The organism is Novosphingobium sp. GW835-FHT14H07, assembly GCF_058793515.1.
In genome coordinates, this window is the sequence record NZ_JBXAFX010000017.1 from 62213 (window position 1) to 79196 (window position 16984).

14 protein-coding genes are annotated in these 16984 nt (G+C 64.9%); 7 read left to right on the plus strand and 7 right to left on the minus strand.

Annotated elements, in window-relative coordinates; translation table 11 throughout:
• Nucleotides 1-16: 16 nt before the first annotated feature.
• Genes AC1Q5P_RS15175 through bchF form a run of 7 tightly spaced genes read right to left on the minus strand, consistent with a single transcriptional unit; the run spans nucleotide 17 to nucleotide 10034 of the window.
• On the minus strand, nucleotides 17-1441 hold the full coding sequence (locus AC1Q5P_RS15175) for a BCD family MFS transporter (RefSeq protein ID WP_082013435.1): 1425 nt from the start codon (nucleotides 1439-1441) through the stop codon (nucleotides 17-19).
• Nucleotides 1441-2145, minus strand: a complete 705-nt coding sequence (gene bchM / locus AC1Q5P_RS15180) for a magnesium protoporphyrin IX methyltransferase (protein WP_492477592.1) — start codon at nucleotides 2143-2145, stop codon at nucleotides 1441-1443. The genes AC1Q5P_RS15175 and bchM overlap by 1 nt, the downstream gene beginning before the upstream one ends.
• Nucleotides 2145-3041 (minus strand): ferredoxin:protochlorophyllide reductase (ATP-dependent) iron-sulfur ATP-binding protein, encoded by an 897-nt coding sequence (bchL, locus tag AC1Q5P_RS15185; protein WP_039336591.1) that lies wholly within the window; start codon nucleotides 3039-3041, stop codon nucleotides 2145-2147. Before bchL ends, bchM begins: the two co-directional genes overlap by 1 nt.
• Before the next feature lie 9 nt (nucleotides 3042-3050).
• Nucleotides 3051-6671: a magnesium chelatase subunit H gene (locus tag AC1Q5P_RS15190; protein WP_492519372.1), complete on the minus strand. Its 3621-nt coding sequence runs from the start codon at nucleotides 6669-6671 to the stop codon at nucleotides 3051-3053.
• Nucleotides 6661-8229 (minus strand): ferredoxin:protochlorophyllide reductase (ATP-dependent) subunit B, encoded by a 1569-nt coding sequence (gene bchB, locus AC1Q5P_RS15195; RefSeq protein ID WP_492519373.1) that lies wholly within the window; start codon nucleotides 8227-8229, stop codon nucleotides 6661-6663. Before bchB ends, AC1Q5P_RS15190 begins: the two co-directional genes overlap by 11 nt.
• Before the next feature lie 3 nt (nucleotides 8230-8232).
• Nucleotides 8233-9510: a ferredoxin:protochlorophyllide reductase (ATP-dependent) subunit N gene (locus AC1Q5P_RS15200; RefSeq protein WP_492519374.1), complete on the minus strand. Its 1278-nt coding sequence runs from the start codon at nucleotides 9508-9510 to the stop codon at nucleotides 8233-8235.
• Nucleotides 9507-10034, minus strand: a complete 528-nt coding sequence (bchF, locus tag AC1Q5P_RS15205; RefSeq protein WP_082734775.1) for a 2-vinyl bacteriochlorophyllide hydratase — start codon at nucleotides 10032-10034, stop codon at nucleotides 9507-9509. The genes AC1Q5P_RS15200 and bchF overlap by 4 nt, the downstream gene beginning before the upstream one ends.
• 429 nt (nucleotides 10035-10463) lie before the next feature.
• Between bchF and AC1Q5P_RS15210 the strand changes: the two genes are divergently transcribed.
• From AC1Q5P_RS15210 to AC1Q5P_RS15240, 7 genes are read left to right on the plus strand one after another with little or no spacing between them, the layout of a single operon-like run.
• The gene (locus AC1Q5P_RS15210; protein ID WP_169745738.1) at nucleotides 10464-11171 is read left to right on the plus strand and encodes a cobalamin B12-binding domain-containing protein; all 708 of its coding nucleotides are present in this window, start codon (nucleotides 10464-10466) and stop codon (nucleotides 11169-11171) included.
• A 12-nt stretch (nucleotides 11172-11183) separates the two neighbouring features.
• Entirely contained in the window at nucleotides 11184-12605 is a 1422-nt protein-coding gene (ppsR, locus tag AC1Q5P_RS15215; RefSeq protein ID WP_492519375.1) for a transcriptional regulator PpsR, read from the plus strand.
• Nucleotides 12606-12654: 49 nt separating this feature from the next.
• On the plus strand, nucleotides 12655-13557 hold the full coding sequence (chlG, locus tag AC1Q5P_RS15220; protein WP_492519376.1) for a chlorophyll synthase ChlG: 903 nt from the start codon (nucleotides 12655-12657) through the stop codon (nucleotides 13555-13557).
• Nucleotides 13557-14870 (plus strand): BCD family MFS transporter, encoded by a 1314-nt coding sequence (locus AC1Q5P_RS15225; RefSeq protein WP_492519377.1) that lies wholly within the window; start codon nucleotides 13557-13559, stop codon nucleotides 14868-14870. Before chlG ends, AC1Q5P_RS15225 begins: the two co-directional genes overlap by 1 nt.
• Entirely contained in the window at nucleotides 14867-16066 is a 1200-nt protein-coding gene (locus tag AC1Q5P_RS15230) for a geranylgeranyl diphosphate reductase (protein ID WP_492519378.1), read from the plus strand. Before AC1Q5P_RS15225 ends, AC1Q5P_RS15230 begins: the two co-directional genes overlap by 4 nt.
• Nucleotides 16063-16557, plus strand: a complete 495-nt coding sequence (locus AC1Q5P_RS15235) for a TspO/MBR family protein (RefSeq protein ID WP_492519379.1) — start codon at nucleotides 16063-16065, stop codon at nucleotides 16555-16557. Before AC1Q5P_RS15230 ends, AC1Q5P_RS15235 begins: the two co-directional genes overlap by 4 nt.
• 22 nt (nucleotides 16558-16579) lie before the next feature.
• Nucleotides 16580-16831, plus strand: coding sequence for a hypothetical protein (locus tag AC1Q5P_RS15240; RefSeq protein ID WP_062347683.1), 252 nt, complete (start codon nucleotides 16580-16582; stop codon nucleotides 16829-16831).
• The last annotated feature ends 153 nt before the right edge of the window (nucleotides 16832-16984 follow it).

Sequence of the window (16984 nt, forward strand, 5' to 3'; positions counted from 1 at the left end):
CCTGTGCCCCTGCTGCTCATGTGGGGAATTCCGTCAGTCCAAAGCTTCGTCCCTCCCGCCGGATAGCCGCCGGGGTCTGGCCCACGAGCGGGCCCAGCACGACGAGCGTGGCCAGCAGCAGGCAGATCTCGATGATGTAGATCGTGGCATATCCCGTGGCGCGATTGGCCAGCGTCAGGCCCAGCTCGTCCGAGACGGCAAGGCTTGAGACCATATCGCGCAGCACCCCGCCCATGGCGATGGCAAGCCCGGCAAACGTCGTCTGCACCGCGCCCCAGGCGCCCAGGGCAAGGCCTGACGTCTTGTCGGTTGCCAAGGTCATCGCCGTGGTCAGCGTGCCGACAAGGAACAGCCCGGCGCCCGCACCGATCGCGGTCGCACCGGCAAGCAGGGCGACGGGGCTGGCGAGCGGTGCGGCAAAGATCACCAGCATGAATGCTGCGATCCCCACGACCGCGCCAAACCCGGAAATCCGCAGCGCATCCATCCCGCGCGAGAGCCACCGGGCCGAAAGCGTGAATCCGGCCAGTGCGCCCAAGGCCCAGCCACCGGTCAGGAACGTGGTCGCGCCCACCGAAAGGCCAAGGATTTCGCCGCCATAAGGCTCGAGCAGCGCATCCTGCATCGAGAATGCCGTGGCCCCGAGCCCGACCGCGACCAGCAGCCGCATCGTGATCGGCTCGGCCACGAAGCTCTGCCAAACGTCGGTAAAGGCGGGGCGCGGCGTTTGAGCCGAAGCGATTGTCGCACTGCGTGCCTCCTGCTTCCACAGTGCAATGACGTTGAGGAAGAAGGTCAGGATCGCCGAACCCTGGATCACCTGCACCAGACGGGTCGGCGTGAAGTGCGCCAGCAGTCCGCCGATCACCAGCGCAGCAATCATCATGCCCGCCAGCAGCGCCAGATAGAGCAGGGCGACCGCACGCGGGCGGCGCTCGTCATCGACAAGGTCGCCGGTCAGGGCAAGGCCAGCCGTCTGCGTCGTGTGCATGCCGAAGCCTGCGAGAAGGAACGCCAACGCGCTCGCCGCAGTGCCAATTGCGAAAAGCTCGGGCCGCGCCATAAGCAGCAGCGCGAACGGCATGATCGCAAGACCGCCGAACTGCATCAGTGTGCCGAACCAGATGAATGGCACCCGTCGCCAGCCCAGAACCGAACGATGCACGTCCGATTTGTGCCCGATCAGCGCGCGGAATGGCGCGGCGAGCAGCGGAATGGCGATCATCAGCGAGACCAGCCATGCCGGAATGCCCAGTTCCACGATCATCACGCGGTTGAGCGTACCGTTGAGCAGCACGGTCATCATGCCCACGCTCACCTGGAACAGTGAAAGACGCAGCAGGCGTGACAGCGGGATCTCGGCGCTGGCCGCATCGGCGAAGGGCAGCCAGGTGAGCGCCACCTTGCTCCATTTCGCAGAAAGGGCCTGCCGCTGCGCCATCAGATCTTCACCAGCTCCATCGCATGGCTCTTGTAGAACCCGCTCGAAATCCGGCCTGACCGGCGCACTTCCCACCCTTCGAACTGGCTGAGCGCTGCACGCAGCTGGCTTTCGGCAATAGGCACGATTGCGGGCGAACGATCAGAGCGCGGGAAGACCTTGCCCACGGTATGCATCGCGCCGAGCAGCGGGGTGTAGGGCGCGAAAGTGAACAGGATCGAGCCTGTGCAACGGCTGGTCAGCGCCGACAGCGCCCAGACCATGTCCGGCAACGTGTAGTGGATCAGCGAGTCCATCGCCACGACATGGTCGAAGCTGCCCAAGGCCGGATCGAGCATGTCGCCCACGCGCCACTGGATGCGCCCATGGCCAAGATAGGAAGGCGCGCGCTCGGCCGCGATGTCGACCAGCCCCTGCGCCACGTCTATCGCCGTCACCACGGCACCGCGACAGGCCGCTTCCACGCTGAGGCTGCCAGTTCCGCAACCTGCATCCAGCACGTCGCGCCTTCGCAGATCCTCGGGTAGCCAGCCGAGCAGTTGCGCCCGCATCGCATCGCGCCCCGCCCGCACGGTTGCGCGAATGCCGCTGACCTTCGCGGTCGAGGTCAGGTCGATCCACGCCTTCTGCGCCGTGCCGTCGAAGTATGCGGCCAGCTTTTCGCGCTGGCTGTCATAGCGGTTGGGAGCAAATTGCGTGGCCATCATTCGAACCCCAGGAAGTCGAAGATATCGCGGTCCTTCATCGGGTTGGCGACAACCGGGTCGACGCCATCCCACAGCATTTGTGCAAGCCGCAGGTATTCCTGCTGCGCAGCAATCACTTCCGGCGAAGGCTCCATCTCGAACAGCGTGCACTTCTTCAGGCGGCTGCGGCGGATAGCGTCGACGTCGCGGAAGTGCGCCAGGCGCTTCATCCCGATCGCTTCGCTGAAGCGGTCGATCTCGTCCGTCGCGGCAGAACGGTTGGCGATCACGCCGGCAAGCCGCACGTTGTAGTTCTTCGCCTTCGCACCAATGGCCGCGACGATCCGGTTCATCGCGAAGATTGAATCAAAATCGTTCGCTGCCACCACCAGCGCGCGTTCGGCATGCTGCAGCGGTGCAGCAAAGCCTCCGCACACCACGTCACCCAGCACGTCGAAGATCACCACGTCGGTATCTTCCAGCAGGTGGTGCTGCTTGAGCAGCTTCACCGTCTGCCCCACGACATAGCCGCCGCAACCGGTGCCTGCCGGCGGTCCTCCGGCCTCCACGCACATCACCCCGTTGTAACCCTCGAACATGTAGTCCTCGGGCCGGAGCTCCTCCGCATGGAACTCGACGCTTTCGAGCACGTCGATCACCGTCGGCATCAGCTTCTTGGTCAGCGTGAAGGTGGAATCGTGCTTGGGGTCGCAACCGATCTGCAGCACGCGATGGCCAAGCTTGGAGAACGCCGCCGAGAGGTTCGACGAAGTCGTCGATTTGCCGATCCCGCCCTTGCCATAGACGGCAAAGACCTTCGCGCCCTTGATCTCGTCGCGCGGGTCCAATGAGACCTGCATCGATCCTTCGCCGTCCGGCTGGCTGAAGCGCGCCCTTGGGTCGAGCAGGTTCATCGCAAACTCCTATTCCGCCGCAATTGCGGAAGTGATGGTGGAAGGGGCATGCCCCGTGAACACGCCTTCCAGCCTGTCCTCGAGCTCGTCGCTGGCCATGCGCAGCGCTTCGAGCGTATCGTCGTCGGGTTCCCACAGGCGCCGTTCGCAGGCTTCGAGCAGGCGGTTTGCCACCCGCGCTGAACTGGTCGGGTTAAGCTGCGAAAGCCGCTCGCGCATCGCCGGGTCGAGCACGAAAGTCTCGCTGATCTGCTGGTACACCCACGGCGCCACCTGGCCCGTCGTGGCCGACCAGCCCACGGTGTTGGTCACGTGCTGCTCGATGTTGCGCACGCCTTCGAAGCCATGCTTGAGCATCCCTTCGAACCATTTGGGATTGAGCGTGCGCGTGCGTGTTTCCAGATCGATCTGTTCGGCCAGCGTGCGCACCTTGGCTTCGCCCACCGTGGCGTCGACGATATAGACGGGCGTTTCTGCCCCCTTGGCCCGCGCGATCGACCGGCTCACCCCACCCAGGCTGTCGACGTACTGGTCAAGATCGGTAATCCCGACCTCGACGCTCTCGAGGTTCTGGTAGACGAAATCCACGTCCTTCAACGCGCTGCGCAGAAGGTCGCGCTGCGCCACCGGCGTGCCCTTGACGCCATAGGCATAGCCCTTGCGCGTCTCGAAGGCGTTGGCCAGCTCGTCGGGATCGGCCCATACGCCCCCTTCGATCAGCTGGTTGACGTTCGCGCCATAGGCACCCTCGGCATTGGAGAACACCCGCAGTGCGGCGGTTTCCATGTCGCATTGATGTTCGGCCTGATGGGCAAGGCTGTGCTTGCGCACGAAATTCATCTCGAGGGGCTCGTCTGCATTCGCAGCAAGCAGTGCGGCTTCGGCCAGCATCCGCGTCTGCAGCGGCAGCAGGTCGCGGAAGATGCCCGAAAGCGTCACCACCACGTCGATGCGCGGGCGGCCCAGTTCCTCCAGCGGGATCAGTTCGGCCCCGGCAAGGCGGCCATAGCTGTCCATCCGCGGCCGCGCGCCCATCAGCGAGAGTACCTGCGCGATCTGCGCGCCTTCGCTCTTCATGTTGTCCGTGCCCCACAGCACCATGGCGAGGCTTTCCGGAGCGGCCTCGCCGTTCGCGGCGTGGCGCGCCAGCAACCGGTTCGCCTGCAGCTTGCCCTGTTCGCAGGCAAAGCGCGTGGGCAGGCGGAACGGGTCGAAGCCGTGGAGATTGCGCCCAGTCGGCAGCACTTCGGGATTGGCCAGCAGATCGCCGCCGGGGGCAGGGCGGACGTATCCGCCATCCAGCGCGTGCATCAGCGCGCCAAGTTCGTCGCAGGAATCCAGCGCCGCCTCGATCGCTTCGGCCGAACTCTCGCCCGCTTCCATCAGCGCTTCGACAAGTTCCGCGCGCTCCGCACCGGCAGGGGCCTCGCCCAGAACATGCAGCCCATGCGGGATCAGCGTGCGCTCCAGTTCATAGAGATTGGCGCTCAGTTCCGGCACGCTCTCAGCCGTCACGTCGAGCGCGGCGCACTCGTCCCAGATCAGCTCTTCCAGCGCCCGGCGCTCCGGCTCGTCCGTTGTCATGCGCCAGCGCTCGATGCTCGCCTTGAGATCGGCAAAGCCGCGATAGAGTCCGGCTCGGGCCAGCGGCGGTGTCAGGTAGCTCAGCATGGTCGCGCCCGAACGCCGCTTGGCCAGCACGCCTTCGGAAGGGTTGTTGGCGGCAAAGAGGTAGAAGTTGGGCAGATCGCCCAAGAGACGCTCCGGCCAGCACTTGCCGGTCAGGCCCACCTGCTTGCCCGGCATGTATTCGAGCGCGCCATGCGTGCCGAAATGCAGCACGGCATCGGCGCCGAAGTCCTCCCGGATCCAGCGGTAATAGGCCGAAAACGCGTGCGTCGGGGCAAAGTCGCCGTCGAACAGCAGGCGCATCGGATCGCCCTCGTAGCCGAACCCCGGCTGTACGCCTACGAACACGTTGCCGAACCGCGCGCCGAGGACGTGGACGTGCGAGCCATCGCTCTGGATCTTGCCCGGTGCAGGGCCCCACTGTGCCTCGATCTCGGCCAGGTAGCGCTCGCGCCGCACGTGCTCGTCGGCATCGATGCGGGTGTAGACGTTGGCGTCGGCGCCGAACCGCTCGGCATTGCCCTTCAGGATTGCATCGCGCAGCGCGTCCACGCTTTCGGGCACTTCGACCTGATAGCCCTCGCGCGCCATCCGCTTCAGCGTCTCATGCAGCGATTCAAACACCGCAAGGAATGCTGCAGACCCGGTCGCCCCGGAATTGGGGGGGAAGTTGAAGATGGTGATCGCCACCTTGCGCCGTGCTCGCTCAGCCTTGCGCAGTGCCACGATCTTCACGACCTTCGCCGCCAGCGCTTCGACCCGTTCAGGGCAGGCACGCATAGCGTTGACCGGCCCGGTGCTCTCGAAAACGCACGCCTTGGCGCATCCTGCGCAAGCCTTGCCCGCACCGTCCGAACGCCCGCCGAACACCGTCGGCATCGTTGCGCCGTCGAGTTCCGGGATCGCCACCATGATGGTCGATTCAAGCGCCAGCAGCCCCTGCCGCGATGCGCCCCACTGCTCCAGCGTCTGGAACTCCAGCGGATGCGCCGCGATGTAGGGCACGTTCAGGCGGCCGAGGATCTCTTCCGCCGCCTTTGCGTCGTTGTAGGCGGGCCCGCCGACCAGCGAGAATCCGGTCAGCGAGATCACCGCATCGACCACCGGCTCGCCGTCCTTGAGAAAGAACTTCTCGATCACCGGGCGCGAATCCAGCCCGTTGGCAAAGCCGGGTATGACGCGCAGGCCGGCCGCTTCCAGTGCAGCGATCATGCCGTCGTAATGCCCTGCGTCCTTGGAGATCAGGTAGGAGCGCAGCAGCAGCAGGCCGACCGTGCCATTCGCGCCCTGCCGGGTTGGCAGTAAGCGCAGGCTGTCCGAGAACTTCTGCTCGGTGCGCGGGTGATAGACGCCCACTTCGGGATAATCTCGCGGCGCTTCGGCCCTGGTCATGCCCCGCCGGGTCAGACGCTCGCCCGCGGCATAACGGTCGATCAGCGCCCGGACCATCGAAACCACGTTGTCGTCCGATCCGGCCAGCCAGTATTGCAACGTCAGGAAATACGCGCGCACGTCCTGCGCGGTGCCGGGAATGAAGCGCAGTATCTTCGGCAGGCGGCGCAGCATCCGCATCTGGCCCGCGCCGGAATTCGCGCCCGGTTTGCCCGATCCACGCAGCTTCTTCAGCATGGCGAGCGGCCCCTTGGCAGGTGCGTCCATACGGTAACCGCCCATCCGCGTCAGCCGCACCACGTCGCCCGAAGACATCAGGCAGACCATCGCGTCGCAATCTTCACGCCGCGCTTCCAGCGTCGGCAGAATCGCGCGGATGTGATCGTCAAGGAACAGCATCGTCACGATCACGATGTCGGCCAGTGCAATTGCCGCTTTGGTCGCCTCCAGCGCCTTGCTGCCGGGCCGGTCCCAATCGGTCGCCGCATGCAGCGTGACGCTGACATTGTCCTGCCGCAGTCGCGCGTCGGCGCGTTCGACGCCAGCCTTGAGGTGGTTGTCCAGCGTGACGATCGCGACACGGACCTGAGGGGCGCGGCTACCGGGCATAGTGGGCCTTCGCATCATAGAGCGTGGCCAGATCGACCGCGCCGCGCCCTTGCGAAAGCGCAAAGGCCTCGGTGTTGCGGCGAACCTTTCCGCGCACGAAGAACGGGACTTTCTTGAGTTCCTGCTCGGCCTCGGCGGTCCACGCGATGGTGGTCGCGGCCGGCAATTCGGCCAGTTCGCCCCGGGTTGAGGGCATCGCTGGTTCCGCCTGTTGCCGTGCCACTGGAGCCGCGCCATGCAAGTGCGATGGCCCTGCCTCGTCCGAGAACTCGAAGTCGTCGCGGAACATCGTCAGCAGGTGTTCCTCCAGCCCCATCACCAGCGGATGGACCCAAGTATCGAAGATCACGTTGGCGCCTTCGAAGCCCATCTGCGGGCTGTGCCGCGCAGGGAAGTCCTGCACATGCACCGGCGAGGAGATTACCGCACAGGGAATGCCGAAGCGCTTAGCGATATGGCGCTCCATCTGCGTGCCCAAGACCAGTTCGGGCGAGGCATTGAGGATCGCGTCCTCCACTTCGAGATGGTCGTCGGTGATCAGCGGCTCGACGCCGTAAAGCGCTGCCGCAGCGCGCATTTCGCGCGCAAATTCGCGGTTGTAGCAGCCCAGGCCGCAGATCTCGAAGCCCAGTTCCTCATGCGCGATCCGCGCCGCGGCAATCGCGTGCGTGGCATCGCCGAAGATGAAGACGCGCTTGCCGGTCAGGTACGTCGAGTCGACCGAACGGCTCCACCACGGCATGCGCGATTGCGGGTCGGCCAAGGCCTCCGTTGCGTCGACGCCGGCCAGCGCAGCGACTTCCGCAATGAAATCCCGGGTCGCGCCCACCCCGATCGGCACGGTGCGGATCGCCGGCTGGTGCAGCGCCTGATCCAGCCAACGCGCCGCTTCCCCGCCAACTTCGGGATACATCACGATGTTGAAATCGGCCCGGCCCAGCGTGCGGATGTCGTCAGGCGCAGCATCCAGCGGGGCGACGCAGTTCACGTCGATACCGAGGTTCCACAGCAACTTGCGCACTTCGAGCACGTCGTCACGATGGCGGAAGCCCAGTGCACAAGGGCCGAGCAGGTTGACCAGCGGACGCCGACCTTCGCGCGGGGAGGGACGCACGTCCCGATCCACCAGCTGCCGCACGACGCGGTAGAATGTCTCGGCCGCGCCCCAGTTCTCCTTGCGCTGATAGCTCGGCAGCTCAAGCGGGATCACCGGGCAGGGCAGCTCCAGCGCTTCGGCAAGGCCCGCCGGGTCGTCCTGGATCAGTTCGGCGGTGCACGATGCACCCACCAGCAGCGCCTTGGGCGCAAACCGTTCGTAGGCATCGCGTGCGGCGTTCTGGAAGATGCTCGCCGTGTCCTTGCCCAGATCGCGCGCCTGGAAGGTGGTGTAGGTCACCGGCGGGCGCTTGCCGCGCCGTTCGATCATCGTGAACAGCAGGTCGGCGTAAGTGTCGCCCTGCGGGGCATGCAGCACGTAATGCAGATCCTGCATCGCTGTTGCGACACGCATCGCCCCCACGTGTGGCGGACCCTCGTATGTCCAGACCGCCAGCTGCATCGTCTATACCCTCAGTATGTCGCGACGGCGCAGAGGCCGCGCGAAGAGCTCGGCAAGGTCACCCGCCTGCTCGAAGCCGTGGATGGGCGAGAACACCAGCTCGATCGCCCACTTGGTCGAAAGCCCTTCGGCCTCCAGCGGATTGGCAAGGCCCAGGCCGCAGACAGTAAGGTCCGGGCGGTCGAGCCGCACGCGGTCGAGCTGCAGGTCGACATCCTGCCCTTCGCTCAGCCGGGTCGAGGCAGGCAGCAGCGCCAGTTCGCGCGCATTGAGCTCGCGGTTGAGGTAAGGCGTGCCCACTTCCACCGGCATCATGCCAAGCTCTGTGTGAAGGAAGCGCGCCAGCGGCAGTTCCAGCTGCGAATCCGGCAGGAACGTGATGCGCTTTCCCTCAAGCTCGCGTCGATGGGCGATTGCGCGCTTGGCCCGTTCGCGGCCCGGAGCCACAACGCGGTTGAAGTGCATCCGGTCGATCCCGAACGCTTCTGCTGCCGCACGCAGCCAGTCGGTCGTGCCTTCGGCGCCGAACGGAAACAGCGCGTCGAGCCGCTTGGCTCCGCGACGCTGCAGCGCCCCGGTCGTCTCGGTCAGGAACGGCTGTGCCAGCAGGAACACCGTGTTCGGCCCCACCTTCGGCAGTTCGGCCATGCGCTTGGCGGGCAGGAAATGCACTGGCCCGATGCCCAGCTCGTCGAACAGCCGCTTGAACTGGTCCTCGACGATGTCGGGAAGGGCGCCGACGACGAGCAGGTTGGCGGCCTCCCCTGCGTCGGCTGACGGCATCTCGGGCACCAGTGCCGTCAGGCAGGCGTCCTCGCCCTCGGTAAAGGTCGTCTCGATGCCGCTGCCCGAATAGTTGAGGATGCGGGTGGAGCCGGCAAACTTCGCATCAAGCCGCTGCGCTGCCTTGCTCAGGTCCAGCTTGATCACTTCCGAGGGGCACGATCCCACCAGGAACAGCGTGCGGATTTCAGGCCGCCGGGTCAGCAGCTTGTCGACGATGCGGTCGAGCTCGTCCTGGCAATCGGCCATCCCGGCCAGATCGCGCTCCTCGATGATCGCCGTGGCAAAGCGCGGCTCGGCAAAGATCATCACCCCTGCCGCGCTCTGCAGCAGGTGCGCGCAGGTCCGTGATCCGACCACGAGGAAGAACGCATCCTGCATCTTGCGATGCATCCAGATGATACCTGTCAGCCCGCAGAACACCTCGCGCTGTCCGCGTTCGCGCAGGACTTGCGGCTGTGCTGCCGGAGCGCATCCCAGAACGCTTTCGCCGCTCATGCTGCAGCCTCCGCTTGGCCGGTTTCAAGCCGCGCCGCGCGCAGCTTCAGCAGGAACTGTCCAGCGTTGATGACATAGGCGGCATAGCCCGCCAGCGCGATCTGCATGCGCTGCTCGAAGCTGCCGTAATGGCCCAGCAGCATCACCAGGTACGCGGTGTGCAGCGCGATCACGAGCATCGAGAACACGTCTTCCCAGAAGAACGCGCGGGCGAACAGCCACTTGCCGAAGACGACCTTTTCCCAGATCGATCCGGTCACCATGATCGCATAGAGCGTAAACGTCTTGACCACGACCGAGACGTCGGCAGCCATGGCCCCTTCGCCCCACGCAAGACTACGTAGAACTAGTGCCAAACTGACCAGAAACACCAGGAACTGGAAGGGGGCGAGAAGGCCCTGCACCAGCGTCCACCGCGTGGAGTCGCGCTTCTTGCGTTCCTCCGCAGTGTAAAGCGTCGGGCGCGCAGCCTGCGGGCCAAGTCCTTGGCCTGCGGCTCTAAATCTGATCGCGTCCCCTCTCATCCGGCCCCTTTCGCGGGCTGAGGCACAAGGCCTTCGAGAACCGGAGACTACGCCTCGCCTTGTCCAAGTGTCAATCTATCTTGACGACAAATAAAAATGACATATCCGGGTTTGTCAGCAACACTTTACAGGCGTAGAGTGTTGGCTCCGGTCAGAGTCGAACTATCGATCCGACAGTCCGGCGGGCGTATCATCGCCCACAGGCCGGAGGGGTCTGCCATGGCGACTGTTTACGGGACTGAGGCCAACGCCAATGCAGCAAGGCGGACACGTCGCAGGCGTGCTCCGGGCCTGCGACCAGGTTCGACCCACACGGATGGGCACAGTTCCTCGCCGGCCAGAGGCCCGGCGTCGGTCAACAGCCTGATCGAGGAGCAGATCATTCCCCGTCTCCTGCTTGCTCATTCTTCCGGCGTGCAACGTGGGCGCGTGACCGGCACGCTTTCGGTCGATCCGGCCGACGCCGCCAGCTTCGCCTCGCTGCCGCTTGATCTTGATGCGGAGGAGTTGCTCGAGGTCGTCGAAGGCTTCATCGCGCGGGGCATCGCGATTGAATCGATCTTCGTCGATCTGCTCGCCCCTTCCGCGCGTCGGCTTGGCCAGCATTGGGAAGAGGACGAGTGCGATTTTCTCGATGTGACGATGGGCTTGTGGCGGCTGCAGGAAGTCATGCGACAGGTCGCCTTGCGTTTTCCGGCCGACGACTCCGATGGGGATCGCGCCCGCAGCGCACTCTTCTCCCCGATGCCCGGTGACAGGCATGCACTCGGGACATTGATGATCGAGGAAGTCTTCGCCCGGGCCGGCTGGCAAACCGAGGCGCTGATCGAACCCAAGCGTAAGGAATTGCTGCAGATTATCGCCGAAAGACACTTTGATGTCATAGGGTTGACCGTCAGTTGCGATTGCACTAACGCGAATCTCAGTGACCTAATTTGTTCCATTCGCAGCGTCTCGCGGACGCCCGGGGTTCAGGTCTTTATTGGTGGACGAATGGTCAATGCCAATCCGGGTATCGTCGATGAAGTTGGCGCCGATGGCACCGCTCCCGATGCACGATCGGCTCTTGTCCTCGCTGAAAAGCTGGTTGCCAGGAAACGCGCCGGATCAGTCCGCACCGAATTTCCCCTCGGATAGCCGGCTCGACTGATGCCTTCCCGCAATAACTCCATCGAAGGGAAGCTGCCCTTCGCCAGTGCCCGCACCCATTTCGAGGTGCTCGGGCCGGACGCTGCAGCTACCCTGGCGATGGTGGCGGGCGACCTTGCCTTGGTCCTCGATGAAGCTGGGCGGATCGTCGACGTGACGGCAAACCCGCGCGAATTTCCGGATGCGCAGCAGTGGATCGGCCGCGAATGGCTCGATACGGTGTCGGTGGAAAGCCGTGCCAAGGTCATGGAAATGCTCGCCAATGCGCGCAAGGGCGTGACCCAGCACTGGCGCCAGGTCAACCATATCACGACTGAAGGCGAAGTGCCGCTGCGTTTCGTGGTGGTTCGCCTCGGTGAAAGCACGAACGCCATCGCCATCGGTCGGGACATGCGCGATGCCGCGGCCTTGCAGCAGCGTGTCCTCCAGGCGCAGCAATCGCTTGAGCGCGATTATCTGCGCCTGCGCCAGCTCGAAGCGCGCTACCGCATGTTGTTCGACCAGTCGGCCGACCCGGTGCTGATCGTCGATGCCGAAGCCTTCCGCATTCGCGAGGCCAACCGCGCCGCGCACCAGCTGTTCCAGGCCCGCAACGGCACGCTGCAGGGAGCCAAGCTTACCGCGCTGTTCTCCCGCCCCGCGCGCGAGCATCTGATCGCTTTCCTCGGGTCGACACTCGTTTCCCCGGGCGTCCTCCCGATCGAGGTGCAGCCCAATAACAGCGCCGATGCCGTAATGCTTTCGGCCAGCGGCTTTCGCGAACGCGGCGGGCAGTTCCTGCTCATCCGCCTGTCGGGTGCTGCCAGCGCCGCCGAACACGCGTCGGGCGAGGTGATGCGCGTGATTGAGGCCATGCCGGATGCCTTCGTGCTGACAGACGCCCGCATGCTCATCCAGGCCGCCAATCCGGCCTTTGTCGAACTTGTCTCTGCCGCCACCGTCGATCAGCTGCGCGGGCGACCGCTGGCGGATTTCGTCGGGCGCCCAGGCATCGATCTCGATCTGATCGACGGCCAGCTTGCCAAGCACGACATTGCCCGCAATGTCAGCACGGTGGTCGGTGCACGCGATGGCTTCGATGGCGAGCCGGTCGAACTCTCCGCCGTCAAGACCGGCGACGACCAGACTCACTACGGTTTCGTGATTCGCCCGATCGGGCGGCGCCTGCGCGATCTTCCCGTTACCGCAGACGCCCCGCGTTCGGTCGAACAACTTACCGATCTCGTCGGGCGCATGTCGCTGCGCGATATCGTGCGCGAATCCACCGACCTGATCGAGCGTCTCTGCATAGAGGCAGCGCTCGAATACACGTCGAACAACCGCGCATCGGCCGCGGAAATCCTCGGCCTCAGCCGGCAGAGCCTCTATTCGAAGCTCCACCGCTATGGCCTTGGCAATCTGGTAGATTCACTTGACGAATAGAGTGTCAATTTGATTTGACGCTTGGGGTGCATGGGCATAGTCTTTGCCCATGGCGCAATCTGCAGTCTCTACTGGATTGACGCCGCCTCCGGCGGCTCGTGACGTCTTGGAACTCCTCAAGCCGATCACTTGGTTCCCGCCGATGTGGGCCCTGATGTGCGGCGTGGTTTCTTCGGGCGTCTCCCCCCTCAGCCGCTGGACCTTCCTCATCGCCGGCATCCTTCTGGCCGGCCCACTGGTCTGCGGCACCAGCCAAGCCGTGAACGACTGGTTCGATCGCCACGTTGACGCGATTAACGAGCCTGATAGGCCAATCCCCTCGGGCCGCATCGGCGGACGCTGGGGCCTTTATATCGCCATCGGCTGGACGGTCCTGTCGCTGGCGGTCGCTGCCTTCTCCGGCCACTGGGTGCTGATCGCCACCGTGTTCGGCCTCGTCTGCGCCTGGGCCTACAGCGCGCCGCCCTTCCGCTTGAAGACCAGCGGCTGGATCGGCCCGGCCGTCGTCGGCCTCACGTACGAAGGCTTGAGCTGGTTTACCGGCGCCGCCGTGATGGCTGGATCATTGCCACCGATGCACGTTCTCGTGATCCTTGTGCTTTACAGCATCGGTGCCCACGGCATCATGACACTCAACGATTTCAAGGCCGTGGAGGGTGACCGGGCGACCGGCCTGCGCTCGCTTCCGGTGGTGCTCGGCGAAAGGCCAGCCGCCTTGCTGGCCAGCGCCGTCATGGCCATCCCGCAAGCGATCGTCGTTGCGCTGATGGTCATGTGGGGACACCACATCTCCGCAGGGGTGGTCGCAGTCCTGCTCGCCGCGCAGCTCGCGCTCATGCCAAGGCTGGTGTCGGCGCCTGCGCGCCATGCGCCTTGGTACAACGCCACCGGTGTGTCACTCTACGTGCTTGGCATGCTCGCCTCGGCACTCGGCCTTGGAGGGTATGTCTGATGAACCGCAGTTTCGGCTGGTTTTCGATTGTCCGGCTGGGGGCCGTGCAGGCCTCGATCGGGGCGATGGTGATGATCGCCACGTCCCTGCTCAATCGCCTGATGGTGCTGGAATACGGCCTCGCGGCAGGCGTGCCTGCAGGTCTCGTGGCATGGCATTACATGGTGCAACTGTCGCGTCCGCTTTGGGGGCACGGCTCCGATCTCGGCCACCGGCGCACGCCCTGGGTCATCGGCGGCATGGCAATGCTCGGAACTGGTGCGCTGCTCGCGGTGCAGGCAACCACGATGCTTGATGATGCGCGGATGCTCGGGATTGGCCTCGCCACGGTCGCCTTCACCTTGATCGGTGCCGGTGTTGGTGCGGCGGGAACCTCGATGCTTGCCATTCTCGCCAGCGGTGTCGCTCCCGAACGCCGTGCCGCCGCCGCTGCCACCACCTGGATCATGATGGTCTTCGGCATCGTCATTTCCGCGGGCACTGCCGGAGCCTTGCTTGATCCGTTCACCGAACAGCGCCTGTTCATGGTCGCAGTGGGCGTCGTAGCTGCGGCGATCACGCTCACCTGCATCGCCATGATCGGGCTGGAGGCCAAGGCTACCGGCGCCCTTTCAGCGGAAAGCCGTGAGCCCCCTGCGTCCTTGCGTGAAGCCATTGCCGAAATCCTTGGCGATCCGCAGTCGCGTCGCTTCACCATGTTCATCTTCGTCTCGATGCTCGCCTATTCGATGCAGGACCTGATCCTCGAACCCTTTGCCGGGCTCGTGTTCCAGATGTCGCCCGGCCAGTCGACCAGCCTTTCCGGCGTCCAGCACGGCGGGGTTCTCGTCGGCATGATCGTGACGGGCCTTGGCGGCAGTGCCTTTGCCGGGCGCATGCCCATCGAACTGCGCATCTGGACCATGCTTGGCTGTATCGGCTCCGCTGTCGCCTTGGCAGGGCTTGCCATGGCGGCCCAGGCGGGTCCGGTCTGGCCACTGGCGGCGAACATTGCCGCGCTCGGCTTCTTCAACGGTGCTTTCGCCGTCTCTGCCATCGGCTCGATGATGGGACTGGCCGGGGCGGGCAAGCGCACTCGCGAAGGCGTGCGCATGGGCGTATGGGGCACGGCCCAGGCCATCGCATTCGGCCTCGGCGGATTGACCGGCGCTCTGGGCGTCGATTTCGTGCGCGGAGCGACCGGACAGGCTACGCAGGCCTTCCAGCTCATCTTCGCATTCGAGGCGAGCCTGTTCCTCGTCTCGGCAATCCTCGCGATGCGGGTCACTCACCGGCGGGGCATCCCCGCCCAACTCGGGGCGGCAGGGGCATGACCGACAGTCTTGAATACGATGTCGTCGTGATTGGCGGAGGCCCATCGGGCGCCACGGCCGCGTGGGATCTGGCACGCATGGGCCGGAAGGTCCTGCTGCTTGACCGGGCAGGGCGTATCAAGCCCTGCGGCGGCGCAGTGCCGCCGCGTCTGCTCGAGGAATTCGAAGTGCCGCAATCGCTGCTCGTGGCGCGCGCCCGCTCGGCGCGGATGGTCGCGCCATCGAACCGGGCGGTGGACATGCCGGTGGGCGAGATCGGCTATGTCGGCATGGTCGATCGCGATCACTTTGACGAGTGGCTGCGGGCCCGTGCCGCCAAGGCCGGGGCCGACCGCCGCGTCGGCACCTACGATCGGATCGAGCGTGACGGCAAGCCCGGCGCAATCGTCTGCTATCACGAAGCACGTGGCGGTGAGGTTCGGAAAGTCCGCACCCGTCTTGTCATCGGCGCTGACGGCGCGCGCTCGGGCGTCGCGCGCGAAAACATTCCTGGTGCGACACGTAACCCGTGCGTCTTCGCCTATCACGAAGTCGTCCGTTCGCCTGAAAGTACCGAACAAGGGTTCGATGCCTCGCGTTGTGACGTGCTCTATCAGGGCAAGCTATCGCCCGATTTCTACGCATGGGTTTTCCCCCATGGCGAAACGTCGAGCATCGGCGTCGGCAGCGCCAACAAGGGCTTTTCCCTGCGCGGTTCGGTCAAGCAGATGCGCGATCAACTCGGCCTTGAAGGTTGCGAGACGATCCGCTGCGAAGGCGCCCCGATCCCGCTCAAGCCGTTGAAGCGCTGGGACAATGGCCGCGATGTGCTGGTTGCAGGGGACGCTGCCGGCGTCGTCGCTCCCGCCTCGGGCGAAGGCATCTACTATGCCATGGTCTGCGGGCGGATCGCCGCGCAAACCGGCGACGCTTTCCTTGCCAGCGGCAATCCTGCGCTGCTGAAGCGGGCGCGCAAGGCGTTCCTGCGCGAACATGGCCGCGTGTTCTGGATACTCGGGATCATGCAGTACTTCTGGTACTCCAGCGACAAGCGCCGCGAACGCTTCGTCGAAATGTGCGCGGACAAGGACGTGCAGCAACTGACCTGGCAGGCCTACATGAACAAGAAGCTCGTGCGCGCCAAACCGATGGCGCACGTGCGGATATTCCTCAAGGATTGCGCGCACTTGCTCGGGTTGAGGCCTGCAGTCGGATGAAGCCCGCCTCGCTCATGCCTGCCGGCATTCCCATCGGCATCGCCTCGCTGGCCGCCTTCGCCACGGCAATGGTCGGGGGGACGATCACCGATCTCGGGCCCTGGTATGACGCGCTGATCAAACCCGGTTTCACCCCGCCACGTCCGGTCTTTCCGATCGCATGGACCACGATCTTCGCCCTGTGCGCCATCGCCGCAGTCGCAGCCTGGCGCGCGGCACGCAGCTCCCGCACGTCGGACACGGTGATCGGCCTGTTCGCCCTGAACGGCTTCCTCAATATCTTGTGGAGCCTGCTCTTTTTCCGGATGCAGCGGCCCGACTGGGCGTTCTGGGAGCTCTGCCTGCTGTGGCTCTCGATCGCCACGCTGATCGTGTATTGCGGCCGCATCTCGCGCCTATCGGCGGTGCTGCTGTTACCCTACATCGCCTGGGTCACTGTTGCCGGCGCGCTCAACTGGGAAATCGTCCGCCTCAACGCACCGTTCGGTTAAGGGAAGGGCCTCGCCCGGCACGATGGAAGCGCTCTTCGCCTCGGGCCACGCCGCCGACATTGTCCTCGCCGCACTCCTGCTCGAAGCGCTCTGGCTGCGTTGGCGCGGTTGGAGCGTTGGGGATCTCCTCACCATGCTGCTTCCCGCAGCGCTGATCGTTGTTGGACTTCGCGCCGCATTGGTCGGAGCGGACTGGCCGTGGATTTCGGCCCCGATCGCGCTGTCCTTCCCGGTGCACATCGCCGACGTCATGCGCCGTCGCCGCAGCCTCTGACAGTCGCACGTCCGTCTGCAAGAGTTGGGGGTGAGTTAGGGGGGAGTTGCCCCTCTACCCCCGAGAGTTGGAAACCCAAAAAAACGTATGGCCCGCCCCGTCTGCAAGGGGGATTTTGAAGTGTTCTGATCAGTCTGCGTCAACGTATGCGGT